General features: G+C 63.9%; 27 protein-coding genes and 1 pseudogene. 9 read left to right on the forward strand and 19 right to left on the reverse strand.

The annotated features are described in order from the left end of the window. Positions 1-176: 176 nt before the first annotated feature. Positions 177-449: a DUF2312 domain-containing protein gene (locus JQ632_RS29355; protein WP_140982040.1), complete on the reverse strand. Its 273-nt coding sequence runs from the start codon at positions 447-449 to the stop codon at positions 177-179. A 209-nt stretch (positions 450-658) separates the two neighbouring features. After that, entirely contained in the window at positions 659-961 is a 303-nt protein-coding gene (locus JQ632_RS29360) for a DUF1244 domain-containing protein (protein WP_212406134.1), read from the reverse strand. A 177-nt stretch (positions 962-1138) separates the two neighbouring features. Here JQ632_RS29360 and JQ632_RS29365 point away from each other — a divergent pair, with 177 nt between their 5' ends. Both JQ632_RS29365 and pyk read left to right on the forward strand, forming a co-directional pair. Further along, complete coding sequence (locus JQ632_RS29365) at positions 1139-1735, forward strand: DUF1036 domain-containing protein (RefSeq protein ID WP_212406135.1); 597 nt, start codon at positions 1139-1141, stop codon at positions 1733-1735. Then, positions 1732-3168 (forward strand): pyruvate kinase, encoded by a 1437-nt coding sequence (gene pyk / locus JQ632_RS29370; protein WP_212406136.1) that lies wholly within the window; start codon positions 1732-1734, stop codon positions 3166-3168. The genes JQ632_RS29365 and pyk overlap by 4 nt, the downstream gene beginning before the upstream one ends. Before the next feature lie 59 nt (positions 3169-3227). Here the strand turns inward: pyk and JQ632_RS29375 are convergent, their stop codons facing one another. Beyond that, positions 3228-3908: a TetR/AcrR family transcriptional regulator gene (locus tag JQ632_RS29375; protein ID WP_212406137.1), complete on the reverse strand. Its 681-nt coding sequence runs from the start codon at positions 3906-3908 to the stop codon at positions 3228-3230. A 282-nt stretch (positions 3909-4190) separates the two neighbouring features. Here JQ632_RS29375 and JQ632_RS29380 point away from each other — a divergent pair, with 282 nt between their 5' ends. Next, positions 4191-5171 carry a phosphatase PAP2 family protein gene (locus JQ632_RS29380; protein ID WP_212406138.1) on the forward strand — a complete coding sequence of 327 codons (981 nt, stop codon included), beginning with the start codon at positions 4191-4193 and terminating at the stop codon, positions 5169-5171. A 102-nt stretch (positions 5172-5273) separates the two neighbouring features. Here the strand turns inward: JQ632_RS29380 and JQ632_RS29385 are convergent, their stop codons facing one another. After that, on the reverse strand, positions 5274-5438 hold the full coding sequence (locus JQ632_RS29385) for a Flp family type IVb pilin (RefSeq protein ID WP_212406139.1): 165 nt from the start codon (positions 5436-5438) through the stop codon (positions 5274-5276). 293 nt (positions 5439-5731) lie between these two features. Here JQ632_RS29385 and JQ632_RS29390 point away from each other — a divergent pair, with 293 nt between their 5' ends. Both JQ632_RS29390 and JQ632_RS29395 read left to right on the forward strand, forming a co-directional pair. Further along, positions 5732-7216, forward strand: coding sequence for a hypothetical protein (locus tag JQ632_RS29390; RefSeq protein ID WP_212406140.1), 1485 nt, complete (start codon positions 5732-5734; stop codon positions 7214-7216). A gap of 465 nt (positions 7217-7681) precedes the next feature. After that, positions 7682-7864 carry a hypothetical protein gene (locus tag JQ632_RS29395; RefSeq protein WP_212406141.1) on the forward strand — a complete coding sequence of 61 codons (183 nt, stop codon included), beginning with the start codon at positions 7682-7684 and terminating at the stop codon, positions 7862-7864. A gap of 31 nt (positions 7865-7895) precedes the next feature. Here the strand turns inward: JQ632_RS29395 and JQ632_RS39700 are convergent, their stop codons facing one another. The 3 genes from JQ632_RS39700 to JQ632_RS29405 form a co-directional block, all read right to left on the reverse strand. Further along, on the reverse strand, positions 7896-8120 hold the full coding sequence (locus JQ632_RS39700; protein ID WP_312015676.1) for a hypothetical protein: 225 nt from the start codon (positions 8118-8120) through the stop codon (positions 7896-7898). A gap of 53 nt (positions 8121-8173) precedes the next feature. Further along, the gene (locus JQ632_RS39705; RefSeq protein ID WP_249152615.1) at positions 8174-8416 is read right to left on the reverse strand and encodes a transcriptional regulator; all 243 of its coding nucleotides are present in this window, start codon (positions 8414-8416) and stop codon (positions 8174-8176) included. A 97-nt stretch (positions 8417-8513) separates the two neighbouring features. After that, positions 8514-8723, reverse strand: a complete 210-nt coding sequence (locus JQ632_RS29405; RefSeq protein ID WP_212406143.1) for a cold-shock protein — start codon at positions 8721-8723, stop codon at positions 8514-8516. A 439-nt stretch (positions 8724-9162) separates the two neighbouring features. On the opposite strand from JQ632_RS29405, the gene rpsU reads away from it, so the two are divergent. Continuing rightward, positions 9163-9441 carry a 30S ribosomal protein S21 gene (gene rpsU, locus JQ632_RS29410; RefSeq protein ID WP_212406182.1) on the forward strand — a complete coding sequence of 93 codons (279 nt, stop codon included), beginning with the start codon at positions 9163-9165 and terminating at the stop codon, positions 9439-9441. Between the two features lie 13 nt (positions 9442-9454). Here the strand turns inward: rpsU and JQ632_RS29415 are convergent, their stop codons facing one another. Both JQ632_RS29415 and JQ632_RS29420 read right to left on the reverse strand, forming a co-directional pair. Then, positions 9455-9733: a DUF1488 domain-containing protein gene (locus JQ632_RS29415; protein WP_212406144.1), complete on the reverse strand. Its 279-nt coding sequence runs from the start codon at positions 9731-9733 to the stop codon at positions 9455-9457. A gap of 73 nt (positions 9734-9806) precedes the next feature. Further along, a pseudogene (locus JQ632_RS29420) lies at positions 9807-10101 on the reverse strand (hypothetical protein). Positions 10102-10536: 435 nt separating this feature from the next. On the opposite strand from JQ632_RS29420, the gene JQ632_RS39710 reads away from it, so the two are divergent. The 3 genes from JQ632_RS39710 to JQ632_RS29435 all read left to right on the forward strand — a co-directional run bounded on the left by JQ632_RS39710 (position 10537) and on the right by JQ632_RS29435 (position 12495). Beyond that, positions 10537-10884 (forward strand): hypothetical protein, encoded by a 348-nt coding sequence (locus JQ632_RS39710; RefSeq protein WP_249152616.1) that lies wholly within the window; start codon positions 10537-10539, stop codon positions 10882-10884. 1213 nt (positions 10885-12097) lie between these two features. Next, entirely contained in the window at positions 12098-12289 is a 192-nt protein-coding gene (locus JQ632_RS29430; protein ID WP_212406145.1) for a hypothetical protein, read from the forward strand. Then, the gene (locus JQ632_RS29435) at positions 12286-12495 is read left to right on the forward strand and encodes a hypothetical protein (RefSeq protein WP_212406146.1); all 210 of its coding nucleotides are present in this window, start codon (positions 12286-12288) and stop codon (positions 12493-12495) included. Before JQ632_RS29430 ends, JQ632_RS29435 begins: the two co-directional genes overlap by 4 nt. Before the next feature lie 27 nt (positions 12496-12522). Here the strand turns inward: JQ632_RS29435 and JQ632_RS29440 are convergent, their stop codons facing one another. The 10 genes from JQ632_RS29440 to JQ632_RS29485 all read right to left on the reverse strand — a co-directional run bounded on the left by JQ632_RS29440 (position 12523) and on the right by JQ632_RS29485 (position 23618). Continuing rightward, a complete protein-coding gene (locus JQ632_RS29440; RefSeq protein ID WP_212406147.1) occupies positions 12523-12942 on the reverse strand; it encodes a DUF3052 family protein in 420 nt (139 codons plus the stop codon). 14 nt (positions 12943-12956) lie between these two features. After that, positions 12957-13478 (reverse strand): DUF2867 domain-containing protein, encoded by a 522-nt coding sequence (locus JQ632_RS29445; protein WP_212406148.1) that lies wholly within the window; start codon positions 13476-13478, stop codon positions 12957-12959. Between the two features lie 87 nt (positions 13479-13565). Further along, positions 13566-15488, reverse strand: coding sequence for an ATP-dependent zinc metalloprotease FtsH (gene ftsH, locus JQ632_RS29450; RefSeq protein WP_212406149.1), 1923 nt, complete (start codon positions 15486-15488; stop codon positions 13566-13568). Positions 15489-15730: 242 nt separating this feature from the next. Further along, positions 15731-16801 (reverse strand): tRNA lysidine(34) synthetase TilS, encoded by a 1071-nt coding sequence (gene tilS / locus JQ632_RS29455; protein WP_212406150.1) that lies wholly within the window; start codon positions 16799-16801, stop codon positions 15731-15733. A 193-nt stretch (positions 16802-16994) separates the two neighbouring features. Continuing rightward, positions 16995-18038: a tol-pal system protein YbgF gene (gene ybgF, locus JQ632_RS29460; RefSeq protein WP_212406151.1), complete on the reverse strand. Its 1044-nt coding sequence runs from the start codon at positions 18036-18038 to the stop codon at positions 16995-16997. 180 nt (positions 18039-18218) lie between these two features. Then, positions 18219-18707 (reverse strand): peptidoglycan-associated lipoprotein Pal, encoded by a 489-nt coding sequence (pal, locus tag JQ632_RS29465; protein WP_212406152.1) that lies wholly within the window; start codon positions 18705-18707, stop codon positions 18219-18221. Between the two features lie 390 nt (positions 18708-19097). Next, the gene (locus JQ632_RS29470; protein WP_212406153.1) at positions 19098-19979 is read right to left on the reverse strand and encodes a GyrI-like domain-containing protein; all 882 of its coding nucleotides are present in this window, start codon (positions 19977-19979) and stop codon (positions 19098-19100) included. Between the two features lie 194 nt (positions 19980-20173). Then, positions 20174-20902: an N-acyl amino acid synthase FeeM domain-containing protein gene (locus tag JQ632_RS29475; RefSeq protein ID WP_212406154.1), complete on the reverse strand. Its 729-nt coding sequence runs from the start codon at positions 20900-20902 to the stop codon at positions 20174-20176. 172 nt (positions 20903-21074) lie between these two features. Further along, on the reverse strand, positions 21075-23402 hold the full coding sequence (locus JQ632_RS29480; RefSeq protein WP_212406155.1) for a bifunctional diguanylate cyclase/phosphodiesterase: 2328 nt from the start codon (positions 23400-23402) through the stop codon (positions 21075-21077). Positions 23403-23435: 33 nt separating this feature from the next. Continuing rightward, positions 23436-23618: a hypothetical protein gene (locus tag JQ632_RS29485; protein ID WP_212406156.1), complete on the reverse strand. Its 183-nt coding sequence runs from the start codon at positions 23616-23618 to the stop codon at positions 23436-23438. Between the last annotated feature and the right edge of the window lie 23 nt (positions 23619-23641).

Below are 23641 nucleotides of genomic sequence, written 5' to 3' on the forward strand. Positions count from 1 at the left end.
TACAGAAGCAAGTACCCGGCGAGAGGATGACGCAAAAAGGGATTGACTAACCAAGGCCCGTTACAGAAGCCCGGATGCAACGAAGCGCAATCCGGGACGCCTCCTACCGCGTGCCCTAACCCCCGGATTTCGCTGCGCTGCATCGGGGCTACGGCAGTGATGCCTGAGGCGCCGCTTCAGAGCATCCCCAGCGCCTGCATATAGGTCTCGAGGATCGTCTCGGCCTCGGCGCGTTCGTTCGGATCCTGTTTGCGCAGGCGCACGATGGTGCGCAGCGCCTTGACGTCGAAACCGTTGCCCTTGCTTTCGGCATAGACGTCCTTGATGTCGTCGGAGATCGCCTTCTTCTCTTCCTCCAGCCGCTCGATGCGCTCGATGATGGACTTGAGCTGATCCTTGGCAAATTTCGTTGCGGGCGCTTCTTCGTTCACGGCGGTGGCCATGGCCATCTCGAACTCCTAATGGAACTGGCAATTGAGAATGACGCCGGCATCGTTGCACCGCGCGTGCTGGTTTGACCCTTAGGTTTGGCGGCCGTTCCGTCAAGGCAGCATCGCGCTCGTCCACAGCGCGCCCACACCTTCCTGCGGCGAGGTCCGAAAACCGCTTGTCCGGGCGGACGACTCAGCTCTCGCGCCGGACAGCCAATGGCACCCGATCAGTGCCCGGGATGGACCTTCTTCATGGCTTCGATCTGCTCGGGCGTGGCCGTGCCCTGGTACTTCTGTTTCCAGGTCTCGTAGGGCATGCCGTAGACCGCCTCGCGGCTCTCGTCCTTGCTCAGCGCGACACCCTTGGCGTCGGCGGCGTCCTTCAGCCAGTTGGAGAGGCAATTGCGGCAGAAGCCGGCGAGATTCATCAGCTCGATGTTCTGGACGTCGGTCCGGCTGCGCAAATGCTCGACCAGGCGCCGGAAAGCGGCGGCTTCGAGCTCTGTTCTGGTTTTGTCGTCGATCGCCATAGCTGAAATCCCTGGCTGAAATCCTTGACCGGTGATCTCGGTATCCGGACCTACCCCCTACGGGATTAGGTGGGCCTTGTCACAGATTTTGCCATATCGCAGCGCAAACAGGCCCCTCCAGGCAAGTTCCAGCGGCTACGCGACACCGTCAATGATCTGATATACCTCTCCGCGACAATGATTGCCGAATCTCCCGCCCTCGCCCGACGTCCGTCCACCCTGCTCGCCGGCCTCATCCCGGTGCTGGCACTCGTGCTGCTGTGGTTGTCGACGAGTCCGGCCTCGGCCGACTTCCGCCTCTGCAACAACACCTCCAGCCGGGTCGGCATCGCGCTCGGCTACAAGGACGCAGAGGGCTGGACCACCGAGGGCTGGTGGAACATCTCCTCGCGGACCTGCGAAACGCTGCTGCGCGGCACGCTGGTCGCCCGCTTCTATTACATCTACGCGATCGACTACGACCGCGGCGGCGAATGGTCAGGCCAGGCCTTCATGTGCTCGCGCGACAAGGAGTTCACGATCCGCGGGACCGAGGACTGCCTGGCGCGCGGCTATGACCGGACCGGCTATTTCGAGGTCGACACCGGCGAGCAGCGCGCCTGGACGGTGCAGCTCACCGACGCCAATGAGCAGCCGGCACAGCAGCGCGTGCCAGGGCTGCCGGGCCCGGTGGGCCCTGGCGGCGGCGTGCCGGGTTTGCCCAATGCTGCGCCGGGTGGTACGCCCCCGGGCTCGCCTGGCCTCCCGCCAGCCCAGCCCGGAAGCAAGCCATGAGGCGCCTACGCCGTATCAAAATTCTCGCGACGCTCGGACCCGCCTCCTCGGACCTCGCGATGATCCGCCGCCTGTTCGAGGCCGGCGCGGATATCTTCCGCATCAATATGAGCCACACCCCGCATGACAAGATGCGGGAGCTGGTGGCGACCATCCGCAATGTCGAATCCAGCTACGGCCGTCCCATCGGCATTCTGGTCGATCTGCAGGGACCCAAGCTGAGGCTCGGCTCGTTTGCCGAAGGCGCGGTGCAGCTCCAGAACGGCCATACCTTCACGCTGGATTCCGACAAGGCGCCGGGCGATGCCACGCGCGTCCAGCTTCCGCATCCGGAGATCCTGGCCGCGCTGCGGCCGGGCCATGCGCTGCTGCTCGACGACGGCAAGGTCCGGCTGATCGCGGAAGAAACCTCGAAGGAGCACGCGGTGACGCGGGTCGTGGTCGGCGGCAAGATGTCCGACCGCAAGGGCGTCAGCCTGCCCGACACCGACCTGCCGGTCTCGGCGATGACACCGAAGGACCGCGCCGATCTCGAGGCCGCACTGGTCACCGGCGTCGACTGGGTCGCGCTGTCCTTCGTGCAGCGCGCCGACGACGTGATCGAGGCCAAGAAGATGATCCGCGGTCGCGCCGCCGTGATGGCCAAGATCGAGAAGCCGCAGGCGATCGATCGCCTCGCCGACATCATCGAGGCCTCCGATGCGCTGATGGTGGCGCGCGGCGATCTCGGCGTCGAGCTGCCGCTGGAGCGCGTGCCGAGCCTGCAGAAGCAGATGACGCGGATGGCGCGCCGCGCCGGCAAGCCGGTGGTGATCGCGACGCAGATGCTGGAATCGATGATCCAGTCACCGGTGCCGACGCGCGCCGAAGTCTCCGACGTCGCGACCGCCGTCTACGAAGGCGCCGACGCCATCATGCTGTCGGCGGAATCGGCGGCCGGCAAATTCCCGGTCGAGGCGGTCTCGACCATGAACCGTATCGGCGAGGAGGTCGAACGCGATCCGACCTATCGGAACGTGATCATGGCGCAGCGCCCAACCCCGGAAAGCACGGCAGGCGATGCCATCGCGGATGCCGCGCGGCAGATGGCGGAGACGCTGGATCTGCCGGCCTTGATCTGCTGGACCAGCTCGGGCTCGACCGCGGTGCGGGTGGCGCGCGAGCGGCCAAAACCGCCGATCGTGGCGATCACGCCGAACATGACCACGGGGCGCAGGCTTGCGGTGGTCTGGGGCGTGCACTGCGTGGTGGCGGAAGACGCGCGCGACCAGGACGACATGGTGAGCCGCGCCGGCTCGATCGCGTTCCGCGACGGCTTTGTGCGTGCCGGCCAGCGCGTGATCATCGTCGCCGGTGTGCCGCTCGGCATTCCCGGCACCACCAACATGGTGCGCATCGCTTCCGTCGGTCCCGAGGGCGACGCGAACATCTAATCCCGTCGTTCCGGGGTGTCCGCGCGGCGCGCGCAGCCGAACCCGGATCTAATGACTGCTCAAGCCCCAACCAGCGCCTTCGCGGCCGGCAATACCGTCTGCTGGACCACCAGGCCGCGGGCGCGGGCGTCCATGACGCCGACGGCGCGCAGCGCGAGCAGCGTCACGGTCTGCACGGCGTCCCGGAGTTTTGCCGGATCCTCGAGATTGTCAGGTGCAAGCGGCCCGACCAGGGCTTCATGGAGCGCGCCGAGCAGCGCGGTCGCGGCGAGCGCGGTGTCCTGCGCCGGCAGGTGCCCGGCGCGCACGGCGGCATCGATGCGGGAGGCGATCTCACCGGCAATCTCGCGCCGGCTGGCCAGGCGCGAGGCACTGACATCGACATCGACGGGCTCGGCCAAGATGCCCCAGGCAAGCTTGCGCTGGGACAGGGTGTGGACCGCCACGGTGGTGACGGCGGCCGCGAGCGCCGAGGACGGGCCCGGGGCGGCATCGGCCGCCCTGCGGATCGCGGCGAGCTCGTCGCGGGAGACTTCGCCGATCAGTTCCGAGATCAGGTCGGCCTTGGAGGGGAAATAGCGATAGACCGTTCCGGCCGCGACATTGGCCCGGACCGCAACCGGCGCGATCTGCACCGCCACCATGCCGCCTTCGGCCGCCGCCTCGCGCGCCGCCGCCAAAATGGCGCTGCGCCGGGCAGCAAGGCGCTTAACCACTTGATGCGTCCGCCGGTAGACCATGGCGCGCTTCCCGTCCCCGCGCCGGGCCACCGCTTTGGCCGAACGCTCTTTGATTAGTTTCTTGCACTACTTCTTGGTGCAAATCGCCCGCAAGAACTGAACAACTATTCACGCCCGATGACAAGGCGCAAATTCGACAGGGCTCTTCGACAGGCCTTGGGGGCGTCGTGAGGACGGGATGGCTAAAAATGGAGCCATTTCATTCGTTAACAAATGACCACAATTCTTACCGCCGTCTTAAACGGAGTCCCGCAACTGTAAGGCACCCATCCTTGGTGCGGCATGGTCGATACGGACGCCAAAACTGCCTGGCAGCTTTTCCATGTGAACTGGCTTCCCATCATCGTCATGGGCGGCCTGCTCGCGCTTGCCATTCTCCTCACCGACTTCACGCTGGAGCCGATCGCCTTTGGCGTAACGACGGCGATCGCAATGTCCCTTGTCGCGATCGCGTATCGTCACTGGCTCATCAGGGATGAACTCGCCGACCCGAAGCTGATCTTCTCGCTCGGCACGATCGGGCAGGTCATTCTCGTCTGTGCGATCGTCGGGCCGCTGAGCTATGTCGCATGCGCGAGTGAATGGCCGTTGCAGGACCACGCGCTGCTCGCCATCGATCGCGCGCTCGGCATGGACCCTGAAGCGATCGCGCGCTTCGTCAACGATCATCCCTGGCTCGCCCTCGTGCTGTCGCGCGGCTACGGCCTGATCAAGTGGCCGCTGCTTCTCATTCCCATCGTGCTGTCGCTGACCGGGCGCTTCGTGCGGCTGCAAACGTTCATGCTGGCGATGAGCCTTGCGCTTGCGGTCACGATTGCGATCTCGGCCTTCGTGCCGGCGATCGGCACCTTTTACGGGCTGCACCTGCCGGCGGCGCATTTCCCCAACGTCAACACCTCGATCTATGCCGGACAGTTGCGCGACATCCTCGCGCTGCGCGACGGAAGCCTGCACGAGCTCGAGCTTCTCAAGCTCTCCGGCGTCGTCTCGTTTCCGAGCTTCCACGCCGCATCGGCCGTGCTCTATATGTGGGCGCTGTGGCCGGTGCGCTGGGTCGGCGGCATCGCGGCCGCGCTCAATCTGCTGATGATCGCGGCAACGCCTGTGATCGGCGCCCACTACATGGTCGACGTCTTCGGCGGCATTGCGGTGGCGGCCGCCTCGATCTGGGCCGTGAACCGCTATCTGGAATGGTTTTCCCGTTCACAGGCCGCCACGCAGATCTCGCCGGTCCTGCAGCCCAGCCTCGGCATGAAGTCGTAACAGGCTGATTGCGCGTCGCGCGCAATCGAGGCCGATCACGTCGGCACAAACGAAAAGAGCCCCGTCCGAGACGGGGCTCTTTTGATTCCAGATCGATCCAGCTTACTTGAGGCTGGACGAGATCGAGCCGAACTTGGCGTTCAGCGTGGTGCCGAGGTTATTGACGACGGTGATGATGGCCAGCGCGATGCCGGCGGCGATCAGGCCGTATTCAATAGCGGTGGCGCCCGATTCATCCTTCACGAAGCGCGCGACGAGGTTCTTCATAGATAGCTCCAAAAGTACACAAGGCTACAACTAGTCTGGTCTCTTGGCTTCCCAGCGCCGCCTGACCATGAAAACGACCGTAAAGCCAAAGAATTGCACCGCAGTTAATTCGATCGCGGAAACACAAACCGGTTTGCGTGTATTCGCCGATGGTAAACTGAAATCTAAAACAATCGGTTAAATGGTCCGGAAACATCCGGGATCGATGGCTCCGGTTTACTGGAAGTTATTGACCGCCATGGTCCAATGCCGGCCAAACGGCTGCGGACCAGAAAAGACGACGACGAGGCGGCATGTCCCTTTCCTTCACCAACAGCATCGCCACGCAGAGCCGCGCGCGCGCGCTGGTGCCGCTGTGCGTCGGCGCAGGCGCCTATCTGTTCTTCCTCTATGTCGGCGACACGCTGCTGCAGGACTCCGACTCGTTCTGGCAGATCAAGATCGGGCAATGGATCCTCGATCACGGCGCCCTGCCCTATACCGACTTCTATTCGTTCACGCGCTACGGGCAGCCGTGGATCTCGACCTCGTGGCTGTCGCAGGTTCTCTACGCACTCTCCTTCGCACAATGGGGCTGGGCGGGGCCGGTGATCCTCACCACGTTCGCGATCGCGCTGTCGGCCGCGATCTTCGTCTATCTGCTCGACGCGCATCTGGAGATTCCGCGCTCGGTGCTGTTTGCGATGCTGGCGCTGTTCCTGTCGCTGCATCATCTCCTGGCGCGGCCGCACATCCTGGCGCTGCCTGTGATGGTGGCCTGGGTCGGCCTCTTGATGATTGCGGCCGATCGCAGGCGCGCGCCGTCATGGCTCTGGCTGCCGCTGATGTCGCTGTGGGCGAATTTGCATGGCGGCTTCGTGCTTGGGCTAGCGCTGATCGGCCCGATGGCGCTGGAGGCGGTCTGGACCGTCGAGCCCAGCAAACGTATCCCGCTGTTCCTGCGCTGGTTCGTCTTCGGCGTCGCCGCGCTGGTCGCGGCCTGCATCACGCCCTATGGCTGGCGGACGCTGCTCGGCGCGACCAACATCCTCAATCTCGGCGAACTCTTGTCGGTGATCTCCGAATGGATGCCGGCGAACTTCGCAACGTTCTCCGCGTTCGAAGGCGCCCTCCTCGGCCTGATCGCGATCGGCTTTTACCGCGGCCTCGTGCTCTCGCCGCCGCGCATCCTGCTCATCCTGCTGCTTACCTGGATGGCGCTCACCCATGTCAGGAGCATCGAGGCGTTCGCGTTCCTGGTGCCGCTGGTGCTGGCAAAGCCGCTCGGCGGATTGGCGCCGCTCGCCGAGCCGGAAGAACAAGGCGAGACCTGGCCGGCGCGCTACGTCACAGCGCTTGGCGCGCTGATGATCGTGGCCGCGGCCTGGACCTCGACCGCGATCTATATGGGCCATCACCGCTTCACCTTCACGATGAACCAGACGCCGGTCGCCGCCGTCGACCTCCTCCAGCAGCGCAAGGCGCAGCGCATCTTCAACGCCTACCAGTTCGGCGGCTATCTGATCTCGCGCGACATTCCGGTGTTCGTCGACGGCCGCGCCGAGCTCTATGGCGAGACCTTCGTGATGGACTTCTTCAAGGCGGTGGAAGCCAAGAAGCTCGACAATCTGACGCGCCTGCTCGAGGAGCACCGGATCGACGCCACTCTGCTGGTTGCGGACGCGCCGGCCGCCCAGGTGCTCGACCACATCAGTGGCTGGAAGCGGATCTATGCGGACGACATCGCGGTGATCCACGTCCGCGACGGCGCGCAGGCCGCGGAGGCGACGTCGCACTGAAGCGACGACGCTTCGCGCCTCGTACCCGCCAAAGTGCGAAAACAACCCCATGCACGGTAGCAGACGGTTTTGGGGGTGAATTCCGCCAAACCGCTGGCGCGTCGGGACAAATCGGCGCCAGCAGGAAACTGCCGCGGAAATCCGCGCCGCTGCGCTGGCGACCCTTCCGCCAGCACCTGTGCTCACGAGCGTCGGCTTCCGTCAAAGCGCGGACCCGACAACATGGAACAGATGCACCGCGGGGGAGTTGACGGTCATGCCTCGCATTAGTGCCGTTGAAGAGTCGGTCGATTGTTGTCGACAGGGCGAGCAATTCTGCCGCAGCAGCAGGTGAGGAATTGACAAGGTGAGATCGAACCCGAGCGCTCATGCTGGGCTACTCCTGCTCGTCGATATGGCGCTCGCGATATGCCTGTCAGGACTGCTTGTCAGTCTCCTCAAACTAGCCTGGTGACCGGAGGTAAAATGATCAAGAACGAAACGAATGCCCGCCACCTGCGGGAAGCCAATAATGCCTTCAAGGCGATCAAGCGTGAAAAACCAATGACCGATTACGCGAAGGCGCAGCAATCCATTCACGAAAATCGCGAGCGCTTAAAGGCGGAGCGCCTGGCACGTGAAGCCAACTCGAAAGACGCTGCCAAATAGCGCGGCGTCTTGCTCGCACGCCGGCAGCGACCTAGAGCATCGAGAGCACGACGATCCCGTGTTCAAGCTCTCCTGCAGCGAGGCGCGCTCGCGCCATGTGCTCGAACTCTTTCCGGTACTTGTGAAGATAGCTGAAGGCTTGCTTGTCGGTCTGAAACGTTGTCGTAAGTCTGCACATTTGTCGCGCTGCGCCGAGCGCAAGAGCAAAAGTGATCGTTCCGCCGCCGTCTGACTTGGCTCTAGGCACGATCCGCACCCTCCGGCATATGACTCGTCCTCGGCAAATTCATCGACGGGCGTCAAAACCGACTATCGCGGCAACGTCCTCGTGCGCTTCCTTGGCGAGGGCGCCGGCAACGACGCTCGACGAGTTGCATCGGCGGCTTCCCTGGTCTCGCGGAGCTCTCGAAGTCGCGCCATGTTCTTCCGAACCTCAATGGCCTGCCTTTCGACATCCGCCAATGCGCGCGCTCCGTCTTCAGCGGCCAATCGTCGGCGATTCAGACGCTCGATGACTTCGGGTGACGGTTCTGCCGATTTCTTGGCGCTCATCCTTCACCCCGTTTTGCAAAGGGCAAAACCCGCTCAATCCGGGGATCGAGCGGGCAGCATGACCGTTTCAGTACATCCGTGAAACGGCACAAGGAGCTCAAGCCAGCGAGAGGTTCTCAGCGCTGACCTTGCCCCGCATCTTGTCGGTCTTGACCTCGAAGTTGACCTTTTGGCCCTCGGCGAGACCCGAAAGACCGGCTCGTTCGACTGCACTGATGTGCACGAACACATCGTTGCCGCCGTCGTTCGGCTGAATGAACCCGAAGCCCTTCTGGCCGTTGAACCACTTAACAGTACCTGTCGTCATTTTCTTCTCCAAAGCGCACAAGCGCGTTCCGCATGACAATCACGCGGCAACGTTCAACTTCGTCGATGTCTTTGGAAAAGGAGCCCGCGGGCGCGTTCAACAAGGCACAGCGGCTAATCGAATGCGGTGAATATACACGCATTCTGCCTTTTTACAAGGGAGGAGGCCGATTTGTTTCAGTTGGGCAGCTCTGATGCCCGATCAAGAGCAACGTTGAACGGGGCCTGTCGACGCGTGAGGGAGGGCTTTATCGATTGACACAGCCGTGCGGGAGTGGTCCGGTGGCTCTGCCGAACTGTGTCACCATGATGAACAGTTTCGCTTGTTGCAAGCTGGCGAAGACAAACGCCGCTACTCTCATTCTCACAATCGCAACGCCCCCCTGCGCCATGGCTGCGTGCAGGCCTGTTCCGGTTCGCAGCCCATCGAGGAGTTTCAATTGCAGGTACTTGTCCGCGACAACAATGTCGACCAGGCGCTGCGTGTTCTGAAGAAGAAGATGCAACGCGAAGGCGTCTTCCGGGAAATGAAACAGCGACGCTCGTATGAGAAGCCTTCGGAGAGAAAGACACGCGAAAAAGCCGAGGCCATTCGCCGGGCCCGCAAGCTCGCTCGGAAGCAGGCGATCAGGGAAGGCTTGCTTCCAGCGCCCCCGAAGAAGAAACTTCCGGAGCGCAAGCAGCCTTTGCCGGAGATCGCCAGCAGGGAACGCACCTAGCATCGCAGAGTCCCTACGCCCTGAAATCGCTGCCTCGCAGCATGATCCCGCGGGGGTCTCCTTCAAGTTTCGTCGCTCGATACTTGCTGGCCGCGCGCGCTTCGATGCGGTCGCGCAGGCGGATGAACTGGGCTTCGCGATGCTCGGGACGGACCTGCGGGCCGCGCTCGAGATAATCCATCGCGGAGGTCGAGATTGCGCAAGGAATTTCCTCGCCGGCATCGCGCATCGAGAACAGGACGATCATCCGGTCGTCTTCGTGGCCGATATAGTGGCCGCTGGTGAGCGTCATGACCTACTCCTCCACGTGACGGCTTCCTGGCATAATCGCTTTTCAGTTCGCTGACCGTGCCACCGTGATCGCCTCAGCTCTCGCCATTGAGCCGCGCGAAATCGTCGAACAGCGCTGACACCAGGGCGCGATGGCGCGTCTTCCGCGGGCAGGCTCGCGGCGTAGAGGTTGAGCAGATAGCGCGCCTTCGTTGCCGCCTCGGGCCATGACGCGGCGGGGACCGTCATCAGGCGGTTTTCGAGATCGGCCTCACGCTCGCGGAGCTGCCTGACATTGCTCTCGACTTCGGCGAGCGCGCGGCGCAGGTCCGTCGCCTTCTGCGCCGCCATGCCGCGATGCTTGTCGAGATCAACCGGCTGCTCAGTCATTGGCGCCACGCGCATCCGCGGCCTGCGCATTGGCAAACGGACGCCGCAACGTGATGGTTTCTCGCCGCGAGTTGATGGTCATGCACGCCTGCCTTTTGCAAGAGGGGCCGCAACCGACCGGTAGCGACGACCATGCGCCCATCGCGCGGCAATTGCCAGGATTTTCGCCGCCACGCGATATGCACCGACGCCGCAGCGCAGCCCTCACGGACAAGCGATATTCTTAGTGCTCGCTATTGGGGTGCCGCAGGCGTAGGGTCCCCGCATCACCGCACTTCCCAACGGCATCGACCGGTGACTGAGGGTCACGTGCGCTCCCGCCGACTGAGCTGCAGGAGCGTGTGATGTCGCGTTTTCGAGCCTCGGAGTGGATCGTCCCGCCGGTGATCGTTCCACTGGTTCTTCTGCTTCTGGTGTGCGCCGCGGCCGTCCTCAATGACTAGGACCACGCGCGTGCCCTATCTGGTCACGGGAATCAACGAACATGGCAGCGCCAATCTCGGCCGTGGCAGCGCGACCGTTGCCCTGCGCCTCGCACGAAAACTTCTGCGCGAGGGCTACATGGACGTGCGCATCTGCACGCCGCGCGGGCGCGTGCTGCAATCGGACGAACTGGACGAACTCGAACCCCCACGGGAGACGGACGTCATGGCCAAGGGACAGCAACGCAGCAATCGCGAAGCCAAGAAACCGAAGAAGGAAAAGGCCAAGGTGATCGCAGCGGCGCCGAGCCGCAAGGACACCGCCTGGCAGCCGGATTTCGGGCCGGCAAAGAAGAAGTAGGCGAGGCGCCCCATCGAGCTTGAGTCGTCTCGCTCGCCAGGCAATTCGCTGATCCCGTGCAGGACCATGTGTCCTGCAGTCAGGCTCTTCCTCAGAAGGGAGTAGCGAAGCATCGGAGATTCGGGCTCGACATGTTAGCAACCCGTATGAACAGGATCGCAATTGTCGCGCTGCTCACCGCTTTCCCTTTGCCGGTGCGGACGGCTCAGCTCGCTGCTCAGCCGCAATTGACGGACCGCGAGCAGGTCCAGGCCGATCGAGCGAAAGCGGCTGCAGAGGACAAGAAGGCTCCAACAACGCGGCCGTGGGATAGGGATGCGGACGGCAAGCGACCCTGGGAGAAGCTCGCCCCGGCTTCCACGCCATCCAGGCCGTGAACACGGGCTTCGCAGTGGCGTAAAGCGCTCAACGCAGCCAAGTCAAAACGCGCCGGTACTACGAGCTAACCCCACTCCTCGTGATCGTTCCCACGTTGAGTATCAGGTGGTCTAACCACCTCGTCTTACGCTGTCGAGAAACCGCTGTCGCTCGCCGGGCGCGTAACCCTGGGAAGCCCCCGGATACGGTTCATTGGCACCATCATACGGCGCTGGCCGGTACTGCATCATCGGCCCTGACGGCGCGTAGGCAAAACCCGAAGCAGGGTCTGAGGCGATCGTGCCCTGATTGGGACGAACATTCGCGTGCGACCGGTGCGCGTGATGCACCGAAGCCGCGTTCGCAGAGCCAAACAGGGTGATCAAGAGGCCCAACGCAAAGATTGCACGCATTGCTTTTCTCCAATCGATGGCCGCGCCTGCTCACGTAAGGCTCACGCCGCGCCATCCCAACAACCGGCGGGTTCACGATCAGTCACGTCGGCGGCATCATCGGTACGGGATGCCGACCTCATCCCACGACAAAGTCAGGGCGCCCACAAGAACTGCCGACGCGGCGGTCGGTGATGGCGCGTGCACCGAACTCGAGATCGTTCCAAAAATATGCACGCCTTATGAGGAGAAACACTTGCGATCTGTGGGCATTTCCTCCGAGTGCGCCCTTGTCGGTGACAGCAGAAGGGCAAGTGCCGGCTACGATGCCGGCAGCGCGGTCACGATCATTTTATTGGGTCGTGACCCTCGGCGCAGCTTCGAAGTCGAAGGCGGCACCCCACATCAAGTTAAATGATATGCATCATCTTATGATGGCATGCTGACGAAGGTTTGGAGCCAACATGGGCGAAGTTGTTCAAATTGTATCGAGATCCGAGCGCGAGCGCGTGCGCCTTATACGTGAGGCGCGCGCGATCTATGACAGCATCTTTCCGCCTGCCGATCCGGTCAGCGCTCACCAGGACAACGTCGCGAGCAGTCACGGGTTCAGTGGCGCCAACGCCGCTCGCAGCGACAGGAGCCACCTGTCGTGATCAAGATCATCGCGGTCCTCTGCAGTCTCGCCTCGCCGGCAAATTGTCACGAGCAGATCGTCACCACCTCGGACTTCGCTGAGGTCTCGATGCAGTCCTGCCTCATGGGCGCGCCGCAACTCGCCGAGTGGATGAATCAGCACCCCGCCGAGCGCCTGGCGGCATGGCGCTGCGTGATCGGTCAACAGAACGGTCGAGGAATCTAGCCGGCTCGCCGCTTCGCCGCGCTCCTTCTATCTCGTTGCCTTCGCCCGATCCTTCACGGGGATCACAAGTTTCAATCCGGACCAGACTCCGTCGATGGCGCAGACCTTGACGTCGACGAGGCCATTGGCCAGCGCGGTCTCGCGGATCACCGTCTCGGTCACATCAGTTGCGACGCCGGAGGCCTTCTTCGGCCACGACAGCCAGATCATGCCATCGGGCGCGATCGCCTTGCGGTAGCCGCGCAGCTTTGCAGCGAGGCCCTTCGCCTCGGACGCGAACAGATGCACCATGTCGAGCGGCGCTTTCGCCGCCTTTGCGATGCGCACACCATCGGGCAGTTCGCCGACGACATCTCCATAGGCAACCGAAGGGCCATCCACAAAGATGCGAAAGCCCGGCTCGATGCCGAGCTTCTGCACGGTCGACCTGCCGGAATATCCAGCCATGACCACCCGTCCGGTTACAGACGCTGCGCCGCAATCGCGTTCGAAATCAAAGTCCGAACACCGGTGCGATGGAAGGGAACGATGAAGAACAGATAGATCTTCCCGAAGACGTTGTGCACGGTACAGACCGTGGTGACGACGACACTCGTCACATCGCCCTCTTTCACCTTCAGCACCGACAGTCTGAAATCGAGGTGCTTGTTGTTCCGCCCTGCCACGATCTCTTTCTCGGAAATGAAATAGATCGGCCACGGTCCGATCTTGTCGCCCACGCGGTATTCGCTCCTGGCGGCGGGCCTCATGATTTCGCCGACGCTTGGCACCTCCAAGCCGAAGAGCTTCGCGATCGCATTGCGGACGACCAGCATCGCCTTCATCCAGAGCGGCGTGTGGCCGAACAGCGCGAAGAAGATATGGACGATTCCGGCGGAGGGACGGGTCAGTCCTGCGCGGTAAGAATCGTGGAAATACGCGCGGCTGACAGCATCTCGGTCAAGCGCGCTGCCAGAGGGAACATCGCATTCGACGACGTGCATTGCGGCCTCTCAGAGCTTGTCAGCCCACAAAAGAACGGGCGCATGATGCGCCCGCTCCCATGGTCAATTATTGCAAGCCGACAGGCCTTACGCCTGCGGCTGCGGCTCCAGGCCGGGATCCGGATCGGGACGCGGGCGCGGGCGGCCTGAGGGCGGCACCGCCGAGGTGCGCGGCCCGGAGGGCTCCAGCACCGACTCGCGGTTCGGCTTCTTGCCGGCGATGAGATCGTTGATCTCCTCGCCGGTCAGCGTCTCGAACTCCAGCAGTGCCTCGGCGATCGCTTCCCAGTCCTTGCGCTTGTCGGTGAGAATGCGGCGCGCCTCGTTCTCGCCGTCCTCGATCAGCTTGCGGACTTCCTGGTCGATCAGCTTCGCGGTCTCGTCGGAGATATTGGTGCTCTGGGCAACCGAATGCCCGAGGAACACCTCCTGCTCGTTGCTCTGGTAGCGGACGCGGCCGAGCTTCTCGGACATGCCCCACTCCATCACCATGGCACGCGCAATCCGCGTCGCGCTCTGGATGTCGGAGGTCGCGCCATTGGTCACCTTGTCCGGACCGAATTTGAGGATTTCAGCCTCGCGTCCGCCGAAGATCATGGCGAGTTTGCTGACGCACCATTCGCGCGTGTAGGAATGCCGATCGGTCTCCGGCAGCGACTGCACCAGCCCCAGCGCACGGCCGCGCGGGATGATCGTCGCCTTGTGGATCGGGTCGTGGCTCGGCACGTTGAGGCCGACGATGGCGTGGCCCGCCTCGTGATAGGCGGTCAGCATCTTCTCCTCCTCGGTCAGCACCAGCGACTTGCGCTCGGCGCCCATCATGACCTTGTCCTTAGCGTCCTCGAACTCGGCCTGGGTCACCATGCGCTTGTTACGGCGGGCCGCCATCAGCGCGGCCTCGTTGACGAGGTTCATCAGGTCGGCACCGGAGAAGCCGGGCGTGCCGCGCGCGATGGTCTTGAGGTTGATATCCGGCGCCAGCGGCACCTTGCGGACATGCACCTTCAGGATCTGCTCGCGGCCGACGATGTCGGGGTTCGCGACCATCACCTGGCGGTCGAAGCGGCCCGGGCGCATCAGCGCGGGATCGAGCACGTCGGGACGGTTGGTCGCCGCGATCAGGATCACGCCCTCATTGGCCTCGAAGCCGTCCATCTCGACCAGCAACTGGTTCAAGGTCTGCTCGCGCTCGTCATTGCCGCCGCCGAGGCCGGCGCCGCGGTGACGACCGACGGCGTCGATTTCGTCGATGAAGATGATGCAGGGCGCGTTCTTCTTCGCCTGCTCGAACATGTCACGGACACGGCTCGCGCCGACGCCGACGAACATTTCGACGAAGTCCGAACCCGAGATGGTGAAGAACGGCACGTTGGCTTCGCCCGCGACCGCACGCGCGATCAGCGTCTTGCCGGTGCCGGGAGGGCCGACCAGCAGCACGCCGCGCGGAATGCGTCCGCCGAGCCGCTGGAACTTGCCGGGGTCACGCAGGAATTCGACGATCTCCTGCAAATCCTGCTTGGCTTCGTCGACGCCGGCGACATCCTCGAAGGTGACGCGGCCATGCGCCTCGGTCAGCATTTTGGCGCGCGACTTGCCGAAGCCCATCGCCTTGCCGGCGCCGCCCTGCATCTGGCGCGACAGGAAGATCCAGACGCCGATCAGCGCGATGAAGGGCAGCCAGGAGACGAGCAGCGACACGAACCACGGCACGTTGTCGCCCGGCGGCTTGGCCGTGATCTGCACCTTGCTGTCATAGAGGCGCTTGACCAGCGTCGGGTCGTTGGGCGCGTAGGTCTGGAAGCTCGAGCCGTTGGTGAAGGTGCCGTGGATGTCCGGCCCCTGGATCACAACGTCGCGCACATTGCCGCGGTCAACCTCGCTCAGAAGCTGCGAGAAGGCGATGTCCTGGGAGGAAGCGCGCTGACCCGGATTCTGGAAGAGCGTAAACAACGCCAATAGCAGCAAGACGATGATGACCCAGAGGGCGAAATTGCGCAGATTGGCGTTCATAGATCTTCCTTCGTGGTCGCGCGGATCGCGGCCCTATTCCTGGGGCAGGTGCGAGAAAATCCCCAAGGAATCCTCTCTGTTAGCTGCATACAATTTAGGTGCCACCCCGGTCACTGCCAAGGGAACTAGATGGGACTATTTATCCCATCTTAGCCCGATTCCCGCTCAAATAATGGCCGGCCTGGGTTGGTTTTTCCGCGCTGGTTAAGGTGTCCTGAGGGGCGGGCCGGAGTGGGCCGGTGTCATGGTCCGCTCCGATGCCGCCGGGCCGGTGCCGGCGCGATCAGGATGCGCCCCCGGGAAAGGCTGACGAGGGCGCCCGCAAGCGTCTGTTTGAACCTGGCACGACCGGTTCCACTCGCGCGCCGGCCCGTCTCCTCCGCAATGGCACGGTCGAGGGCCGCCAGCAGGGCCTCGACCTTGCCGAGCTCCGCCGGCCCCTCGTGTCCGACCGCATCGATTGCCCGCAACAGGAGCCGCAAGCGCACCTCTTCGGGCAGCATGGCGAAGGCCTGTGCCTCAAAGCTTCGCGTGGGCGCATCATGCGACAAGCGGTCGCGATCTCTCAGCGCGAGGAAGCGCTCGGCGCCGTCGGCCAGTACGTCCACGGCGGCATTGGCGCGGGCGAGCCGCGCGGCGAGCCGGGCCAAGTTGCGCACGTTGCCGCCTTCGGCCGCCAGAGTCGGCAACAGAGCCCGCAGCCGCGGGCGCGTGTAGGCCGGATCGCGGTTGGTCGGATCGTCGGCAAAACCGATCTTTGCGCGCGCAAGCGTCGCGATGAGCTGCGATTTCGGAACCTCGAGGAGCGGACGCGCAAGCGCGATACCGTCGCGCTGCGTGATGCGCGCCATCGCGGACAGGCCGGCAATGCCGCTGCCGCGGAGCAGCCGCATCAACAGCGTCTCGGCCTGGTCGTCGCGGGTGTGGGCGGTGAGCACATGGGTCGCGCCGGCCGCGCGCGCGGCCTTCACGAGCAGACGGTAGCGCGCTTCGCGCGCGGCGGCCGGCAGGCCGGTCTTCGGCTTGGCGCCGGTCCAGCGCATCGTCCGGTGCGTCAGGTCGAGCGAGCGCGCAAGCCGCTTGACCTCGCGCGCCTCGCGTGCGGCGTCCTTGCGCAGGCCGTGATCGACGGTGACGACGACGAGCTCCGGGCCGCGCGCAAGACTGCGCCGCCAGCGCGCAGCGAGCCACATCAACGCAACGGAATCGGGCCCGCCGGAGACCGCAAGCACGAGCGCAGGCGCGTTTCTCAGCTCAGCAAAGAGCGCTTTGGCGGCGGCGGCCGAAATCGGAGAATTGTCGTCGTCTGACATGACGCTGCCCGAGAAAGAGCAAGCAAGGGATGGCCGGTCAATCTAGCGCACGGCCATCCGCATTGTCAGCGCTCGGGGTGCTAGAGCACGAAGAGTTTGGGTGGAGTTAGCGCGGCATCGAGAATTCACCCCTCCCTTGGGAGAGGTGAACGGAGCCAGCGGACGGGTGATTCAACTAAACGGCATCAGGCGGCTAGCACTTCACCCGCTTCTGCTCGCGATCGACGGCGGCTTTGACACCGGCGGAGGCGCGCGGATATTTGCGGCCGACCTCGCCGAAGGCGGCGCAGGCGGCTTCCTTCTCCTTCAGCGCGGCCAGCGACTGGCCGAGCCGCAGCAGGGCGTCCGGGGCCTTGGCCGACTTCTCGTATTTCGTGGTGACGGCGAGGAAGGATTCGGCCGCGTCGCGATATTGCTGGCGCTGGAAGAAGCTCTCGCCGACCCAGTATTGGGCGTCGCCGAGCAGCGGGTCGCTCGGATATTTCTGCGCAAAGCTCTTCATGGTCTGCTCGGCAAGCGCGTAGTCCTTGCGCTGCATGTAGCCGATGCCGAGGTCGAACTCGTCGCGCGGCGATTGCGTGGGCGGCTGGGTCGCGAGCCCGCCGCCAGCCGGCGCCGGATAGCCGGGCTGCGCCGCCTGAGGCGGCGATTGCGGCGTGCGGGCACCCGTGTTGGCAAGGTCAAGCGGCTCGCCGGCCCCGCGTCCGCCGGGCGCCCCGACAGGAGCCCCCCCTTGCGACGGCATCGGCATCTGGCCGCCGCCGAGCGCGCGCGGCGCGCCCGGAGCATTCGGGTTCTGGCCCGGATCGAAGGCGTCGCCACGCCGGCGGGTGCCGGGCGCGCCCGGCGTCGGCTGCTCCTGGACGATCGGAGCGGGCGCGGCGACCTGCGGCTCGTAGGGCTGCTGCTGGGCTGGCTGCTGCTGGCGATAGACCGGCGCAGCCTGGACGGGCGCCTGCTGTGCGGGCGGCATGGCGGCGACGTTGGGCTGCGCGGGCGCCTGGCCCGGCGCGGGCTGCGCCCCGCCCTCGAGCTGCCGGATCCGCTCCTCGAGCTGGCGATTGCGGTATTGCAGTTCCTCGTTCTGGCCGGTGAGCTGGCGGAGCTGGTTTTCCAGCCGCTCGATCCGCATCTCGGCATCCACATCCTCCGACTGCTGGGCGGATGCGGGCGAACCGAGAGCGAGCAGCGCGGCGATCGCCACGGTGCCGGTAATGGCCTTGAATTTGGATGACATCTTGCCCTGACGACGGAAGCGATTTTGCGTGCGACGGAACACGCGACACATTGCGGGGGAGTACGCCAAAACTGTGACTGCCACCAAGGGGTTTTATGCCGAACCGGTGAAACGAAACCGGCGCCCGAAGCGGGCGCCGGCATATTCCATGTCTGAAGCTGAACGGTGCCTGACTAAACTTCAGGAGCTCGCGTTCAGCACGGTCACAGCACGACGGTTCTGCGACCAGCACGAGATGTCGTTACACACGGCGACAGGACGTTCCTTGCCGTAGGAGATCGTGCGCATGCGGTTCGGGTCGATGCCGCGCGAGGCGAGGAACGAGCGCACCGACTGGGCGCGGCGGGCGCCGAGCGCGATGTTGTATTCGCGGGTGCCGCGTTCGTCCGCATGACCTTCGATGGTGAAGCTGTAGCGCGGATAGGTCTGGAGCCACTGCGCCTGCTTCTCCAGGGTGACGATCGCCTGCGGGGTCAGATCGGTCTGGTCGCTTTCGAAGAACACGCGGTCGCCCACGTTCACCACGAAATCCTGCTGGCTGCCCGGCGTCGCCGCGTTGGCCATGGCATCCGAGGCAAGGTTCTTGTTGGCGCAAGCGCCCATCGACAGCGCGACGGCAAGCACTGCAACCAGCTTCAATCCCTGGAGGATACGCATAGGATGTTTCATTCCGGAGCCTCCACGCTCACGTTAGTCCACTGCTTTCCGGTCTACAGGGGGTTGGTTAAGCGAACGTTCCGTCAACCTTGATGGGACGTTGCCACAGCCGGTCAAATGCCCCCGATCGGCGAAAAGCACCCACGATGGTTAATGGGTTGTAAATGTGGCGCGACGGTGAAGGCAAGTCGCCTTGCCCGGCCGAAACGCCGGTTTTGCTGGAATTTTGGGCCCTTTGCGCAGCTTTCGGGACTGGAGGCTTTCCGTTCCGATGGAATCGGAGCGGGGCTCCAGTGGTCAGTGCGGGGAAGCCGGGTACGGCGATGGGTGGTGGATAGCGGCCTGTCCGCTGCTGGCGATCGAAACGGACAAGCCGCCATCCCAGACCTTATTTCAACGGCGCTATTTCAGCGGCAGAAACAGTTCCGCGACAGCTTCATGCTCCGGCACTGCCGGGAAAAAGCTGAGCCGTTGGCAGTAGATCGGGAAGTCTCGCGCCTCCTCGCCGCTTGCCGGCAGCCAATCGTGATAGAGGTAGAGCACCGCGGGCTCCAGATTGTCGGTATTGCCGACAACGCGCAGCACCGCGCAACGTCCGCCGGGAATCACGCCAGCCTTGATCTGTTCGCCGTTCGCCGCAATCGGCCGGTCGGTCCCGACGCACAGGTCCAGGCTGTAGTCGGCCGGGGATGCGGGCCGCCGCTCGGAACGCCAGACGTTGAAGGTCGGACTTGTCCTGGGGTGCAGGCCAGCGGCCTTGCGCCAGGCAATGAACCGCTGGATGGTGTCGCCGATCGTCGCCGGGTCGCCCCGATGCTCCATGATCGCCACCGGCGTCGGTGCCACATCGCGGATCGTCACGTCGTCCGGGGTAAAGGTCTTGTGCATGCGCTTGCTCCTCGCATTGTCGAGAGGCCCGAAGGCCGCAAGCCACGGCTCCCAATCGGGAGATTTCCGAAACGACGAAGGCGATTGCCCAAAGCGTTGCCGAAAGGCGCGGGCGAAGGCATCCGGTGCGTCGTAACCGGCGTCCATCGCGATGTCCGTAACGCTTTCGTCGTCCCTGTAGGCCAGCCGGTGCGAAGCACGCTTCAAACGTGCAAGCTGGACATAACGATGCACGGACAACCCGAAGGTCGCCGTAAACTGCCGGTGGAAATGGAATTTGGAGAAGGCCGCGACGCGGCTCACCGTTTCCAAGTCAAGATCACCGTCGAGATGCTGGTCTATGTAGTCCAGCACCCGCTGCATCCGGGCATGGTAGTTCTGAAGCGCCGCCTTCATCGATCCTCCGTGGCGGCACCAGCTAGTCGCTCATGGCCATCACGCGCTCGACCGATCTTGCGGTTTGGGATCGATTAACGGGAAACGTCCCACGACCGCTTGCAGGCGAGCACCGGCGTTCGTGGAATGCCAATGCAGCAATCGGCGTTCTCTCGGCGCGAACCGGTTCGCGCGAAGCGGCTCTCGTCGCGGGATCAGGACTGCGCGCCGGCGGAGACCAGCACCGGCTTCGGTGCGGCGGCCTGGCGCTGGCTCGCGCGATCGAACAGCATCCGCCGCTCGAAGGCCGAGGAGCGCAGGAACGGATAGCGGGCCAGCACCTTCTCGCGCACCGACGGCAGATGCGTGGCCATCAACCCGACCGGCTTGACGAGGCCGGGATAGAGCCGCGGCTCGCACCAGGTCTCCTGCAGGAACACCCGCCGGTAGAACGGCTGGTGCTCGGCGCGCACGATCGCGAGCCCGTAGTCGGCATTGAAGTGAACGCCGGCCGTCGAACCCAGCCGCACCGTCACGTAAGGCAGTTCAGGGAAATGCCGCGCCTTGTTCGGATCGGCGACGAAGCGGGTGGAATCGATGAACACCATGCCCTTGTCGAGCATGGGGTGCAGCACGTCGCCGAACAGCTCGACCGACGGCGACAGCCGCCATTCCGAGGTCAGCACGCTGATGCGGATCGAGCTGTAGAGTTCACCATGCAGGTAGACGCCAAAGGTCCAGGCGTTGGGCGCGTCCTCGAACTGATCGGCCACGCGCCCGTCGAGCGAGGCCTTGACCGCGCCTTCACGCAGGTAAGCGCGATAGCGGAGCCGGTAAATCTCTTCTTTTTCTTCCGGAGTTTCCGCGAGGCGGTAGTCCACGTGTTCCATCGGGTCCCACGTCCGGCCATGAATGACCGGTTTGGGCTCGGCAGCGGACTTCATGCGGGGGGACTCCAACAACTTCAAAACAACTTTCGCGCGTGCGACAATTCATTAACAGCTCCTTAACGAAGATGCAAAGCATTCAAATTGTTAGGGTTAACCCCGTAACTGTACGGACGACGCTCCAGACGGTACCGCGACGGTCCGCACCAATAGAACGATTGGGAAATACTTAGGCCCGGGAGGCGACGACCTGGAGCTGATCTTCCGGCCGGCGACCATGGGAGGCGTTGAGGAGCTGGCGCATCCGCACCGCCGGGACCGGGCGGCTGAACAGATAGCCCTGCGCTTCGCTGACCGTGCCATCGGCGCTGATCAGCTCGAGCTGCTCGTTGGTCTCGATGCCCTCGACCACGACCGACATGCCGAGATCGGCCGACAGCCGCGCCACGCCGCGCAGCAGCGTCAGCGGCCGGTCGGTGTCGATGCCCTCGAGGAAGGAGCGGTCGATCTTGACCTTCTGCATCGGGAAATTGTGCAGATAGCTGAGGCTCGAATAGCCGGTGCCGAAATCATCCAGAGAAATGCTCACGCCCAGCGCATGGAGCTGCGACAGGATGTCGTGCGTGAGCTGGGTGTTGCGTAGCAACGAGGATTCCGTGATCTCGATCTCGAGCCGGTGCGCCGGCAGGCCCGACACATCCAGCGCATACCGGATCTCGCTCAGAACGTCGCGCTGGTGGAATTGCTGCGGCGAGAAGTTGACGGCGACGCTGACGCCTTCCGGCCACTTCATGCATTCCATGCAGGCGCGGCGCAGGATCCAGCGGCCGAGATCGACGATCAGGCCCATATCCTCGGCGACCGGGATGATGTCGACCGGCGAGACCGTGCCGCGCACCGGATGATTCCAGCGCAGCAGCGCCTCGCAGGTGGTGATCTTGCCGGACTTGAGGTTGACCAGCGGCTGGTAGAACAGCTCGAACTCCTCGTTCGCCAGCGCCTTGCGCAGGTCGAGTTCGAGAATGCGGCGGGCCTCGACGGTCGCGGCCATCTCGTCGCGGAAGAAGCAGAAGGTGCCGCGGCCGTCGGCCTTGGCGCGGTAGAGCGCCATGTCGGCGTTCTTCAGCAGCGTGTCGGCGCTGACCCCTTCCGGCGAGGTCAGCGCAATGCCGACGCTGGCGCCGATCTCGACCAAATGGTTGTCGATCCGGTAGCGCTCGCTGAGCCGCTCGACGATGCGGCGCGCGAGCGCTGCGGCATCCTCGGGCGAATTGATGTTCTGCTGGAACACCACGAACTCGTCGCCACCGAAGCGCGCGACGAAATCCTCGGGACGGAGCATTTCGCGCAGCCGGTTGGCGACCGCGCAGAGCAGCTGGTCGCCACAGGGATGGCCGAGCGTGTCGTTGACCTGCTTGAACTGGTCGAGGTCGACGAACAGGAGCGCCGACATGCGCTCCGCGCTGTGCGAAATCGCGAGCAGACGTCCGATCTCGTCGCGGAAATTGACGCGGTTGGGCAGCGCGGTGAGCTCGTCGTAGCGGGCGAGATGGCTGATCCGGGCTTCCGCGTTGGTACGCTCGGTGATGTCCTCGAGCAGCAGCACGGTGCCGCCGTCGGCCATCGGCTGGAACGTCCATGACAGCGTGCGCCCGCGCGCCAAATTGGGATCGGTGGTGACGATCTCCTTCATCTGCGCGTGCTCGATCTCGCTCAGCAGCAAATTGCCGCTTCCCGCGGACAGCGATCCGGCGGCGACGCAGGCGGAAATGATATCGGCGGCACTGGCGCCGCGAGTGGTGAAATTCTCCGACAGCTCCATCAATTCGCTGAAGCGGTGGTTCATGACGGCGAGGCGGCCGTCGGCGCGGAACATGCAGAGGCCGTGCGGCATGTTGTTCAGCGCGGTGTCGAACTGGCCGGCCAGCGCCGCTTCGCGCTCGCGAGCCACCAGCGCCTGCACGAAGATGCGCTGCAGGTTGGTCGAGATCTTGCGCAGCGCCAGGAAGAACACGGTGCAGACCATCGACAGGCCGATGTAGTAGATCGTGCCGTTCATCGCGAGTGCGATCGCGGTCGGGCCGCAGGCGAGCGCGACCTGGAGATGATAGATCCAGGGCCGGCCGTAGGTCCGACCCACGCCCGCCGACACGTAGCCGGTGGTGACGGTGAGGCAGATCATGTGCACCACGGCATCGTCGGTGGTGAGCAGCGCGACCGTGCACCAGACGCCGAGCGACAGCGCATAGAGCAGCGCCGCGATCTGGTAGCGCATCTCCCAGTTGGAGGCTTCCGTCGCGGTCAGCACGGACTTGCGCTTCATGTACCAGTGCGTGTCGAAGCCGCGATAGATGCCGATCGTGCTCAGCAGGGCAACACAGAACCACAGCGCGGCCAAATCCGTCTTGAACGCAGTCATGCCGGCAGCGAGCGCAACCATCACCGCGCCCGCGAAAAGCGGCGCAGGATTCTGGAAAAGCGAGTCGATCAGCGCCGCGTAAATCGACGGCGAGACTTTTTGTTGATCGGACTCTCCGCTCTGACTGGCGAGTTGCATCTTGGTTGTACGCGTCCTGTTTGGCGCGTACTTTTACCCAGCCGGTATGAAGTCTTTCTGAGGGAACATCGTTAAAGGCGGGTGTTTTTGCAGGTTTTGCGAACCGATTTCTGCTGAAATATCAAGCAACTGGGCAAGCTTTGCCGGCGGCAAGGTGAAGGAATGCTTGCCGCCGAGGAACATCGCCGAAAAATCGGCGCGGTTTTTCGAAAACATCGCGCGGTCGGAGGGGTCGATAC

Source organism: Bradyrhizobium liaoningense (assembly GCF_018130955.1).
GTDB lineage: Bacteria > Pseudomonadota > Alphaproteobacteria > Rhizobiales > Xanthobacteraceae > Bradyrhizobium > Bradyrhizobium liaoningense_C.

Coding starts and splice junctions, on each gene's coding strand:
- JQ632_RS29395 (WP_212406141.1), top strand. CDS start 7,682: ATGATCAAGAACGAAACGAATGCCCGCCACCTGCGGGAAGCCAATAAT.
- JQ632_RS39710 (WP_249152616.1), top strand. CDS start 10,537: ATGACTAGGACCACGCGCGTGCCCTATCTGGTCACGGGAATCAACGAA.
- JQ632_RS29385 (WP_212406139.1), bottom strand. CDS start 5,438: ATGAAGAACCTCGTCGCGCGCTTCGTGAAGGATGAATCGGGCGCCACC.
- JQ632_RS29480 (WP_212406155.1), bottom strand. CDS start 23,402: ATGCAACTCGCCAGTCAGAGCGGAGAGTCCGATCAACAAAAAGTCTCG.
- pal (WP_212406152.1), bottom strand. CDS start 18,707: ATGAAACATCCTATGCGTATCCTCCAGGGATTGAAGCTGGTTGCAGTG.
- JQ632_RS29470 (WP_212406153.1), bottom strand. CDS start 19,979: ATGAAGGCGGCGCTTCAGAACTACCATGCCCGGATGCAGCGGGTGCTG.
- JQ632_RS29475 (WP_212406154.1), bottom strand. CDS start 20,902: ATGAAGTCCGCTGCCGAGCCCAAACCGGTCATTCATGGCCGGACGTGG.
- JQ632_RS29430 (WP_212406145.1), top strand. CDS start 12,098: ATGGGCGAAGTTGTTCAAATTGTATCGAGATCCGAGCGCGAGCGCGTG.
- JQ632_RS29365 (WP_212406135.1), top strand. CDS start 1,139: ATGATTGCCGAATCTCCCGCCCTCGCCCGACGTCCGTCCACCCTGCTC.
- pyk (WP_212406136.1), top strand. CDS start 1,732: ATGAGGCGCCTACGCCGTATCAAAATTCTCGCGACGCTCGGACCCGCC.
- JQ632_RS29415 (WP_212406144.1), bottom strand. CDS start 9,733: ATGACGCTCACCAGCGGCCACTATATCGGCCACGAAGACGACCGGATG.
- JQ632_RS29485 (WP_212406156.1), bottom strand. CDS start 23,618: ATGTTTTCGAAAAACCGCGCCGATTTTTCGGCGATGTTCCTCGGCGGC.
- JQ632_RS29380 (WP_212406138.1), top strand. CDS start 4,191: ATGGTCGATACGGACGCCAAAACTGCCTGGCAGCTTTTCCATGTGAAC.
- JQ632_RS29360 (WP_212406134.1), bottom strand. CDS start 961: ATGGCGATCGACGACAAAACCAGAACAGAGCTCGAAGCCGCCGCTTTC.
- JQ632_RS29390 (WP_212406140.1), top strand. CDS start 5,732: ATGTCCCTTTCCTTCACCAACAGCATCGCCACGCAGAGCCGCGCGCGC.
- tilS (WP_212406150.1), bottom strand. CDS start 16,801: ATGTCAGACGACGACAATTCTCCGATTTCGGCCGCCGCCGCCAAAGCG.
- JQ632_RS29375 (WP_212406137.1), bottom strand. CDS start 3,908: ATGGTCTACCGGCGGACGCATCAAGTGGTTAAGCGCCTTGCTGCCCGG.
- JQ632_RS39705 (WP_249152615.1), bottom strand. CDS start 8,416: ATGAGCGCCAAGAAATCGGCAGAACCGTCACCCGAAGTCATCGAGCGT.
- JQ632_RS29440 (WP_212406147.1), bottom strand. CDS start 12,942: ATGGCTGGATATTCCGGCAGGTCGACCGTGCAGAAGCTCGGCATCGAG.
- JQ632_RS29445 (WP_212406148.1), bottom strand. CDS start 13,478: ATGCACGTCGTCGAATGCGATGTTCCCTCTGGCAGCGCGCTTGACCGA.
- JQ632_RS29405 (WP_212406143.1), bottom strand. CDS start 8,723: ATGACGACAGGTACTGTTAAGTGGTTCAACGGCCAGAAGGGCTTCGGG.
- ftsH (WP_212406149.1), bottom strand. CDS start 15,488: ATGAACGCCAATCTGCGCAATTTCGCCCTCTGGGTCATCATCGTCTTG.
- JQ632_RS29355 (WP_140982040.1), bottom strand. CDS start 449: ATGGCCATGGCCACCGCCGTGAACGAAGAAGCGCCCGCAACGAAATTT.
- ybgF (WP_212406151.1), bottom strand. CDS start 18,038: ATGTCATCCAAATTCAAGGCCATTACCGGCACCGTGGCGATCGCCGCG.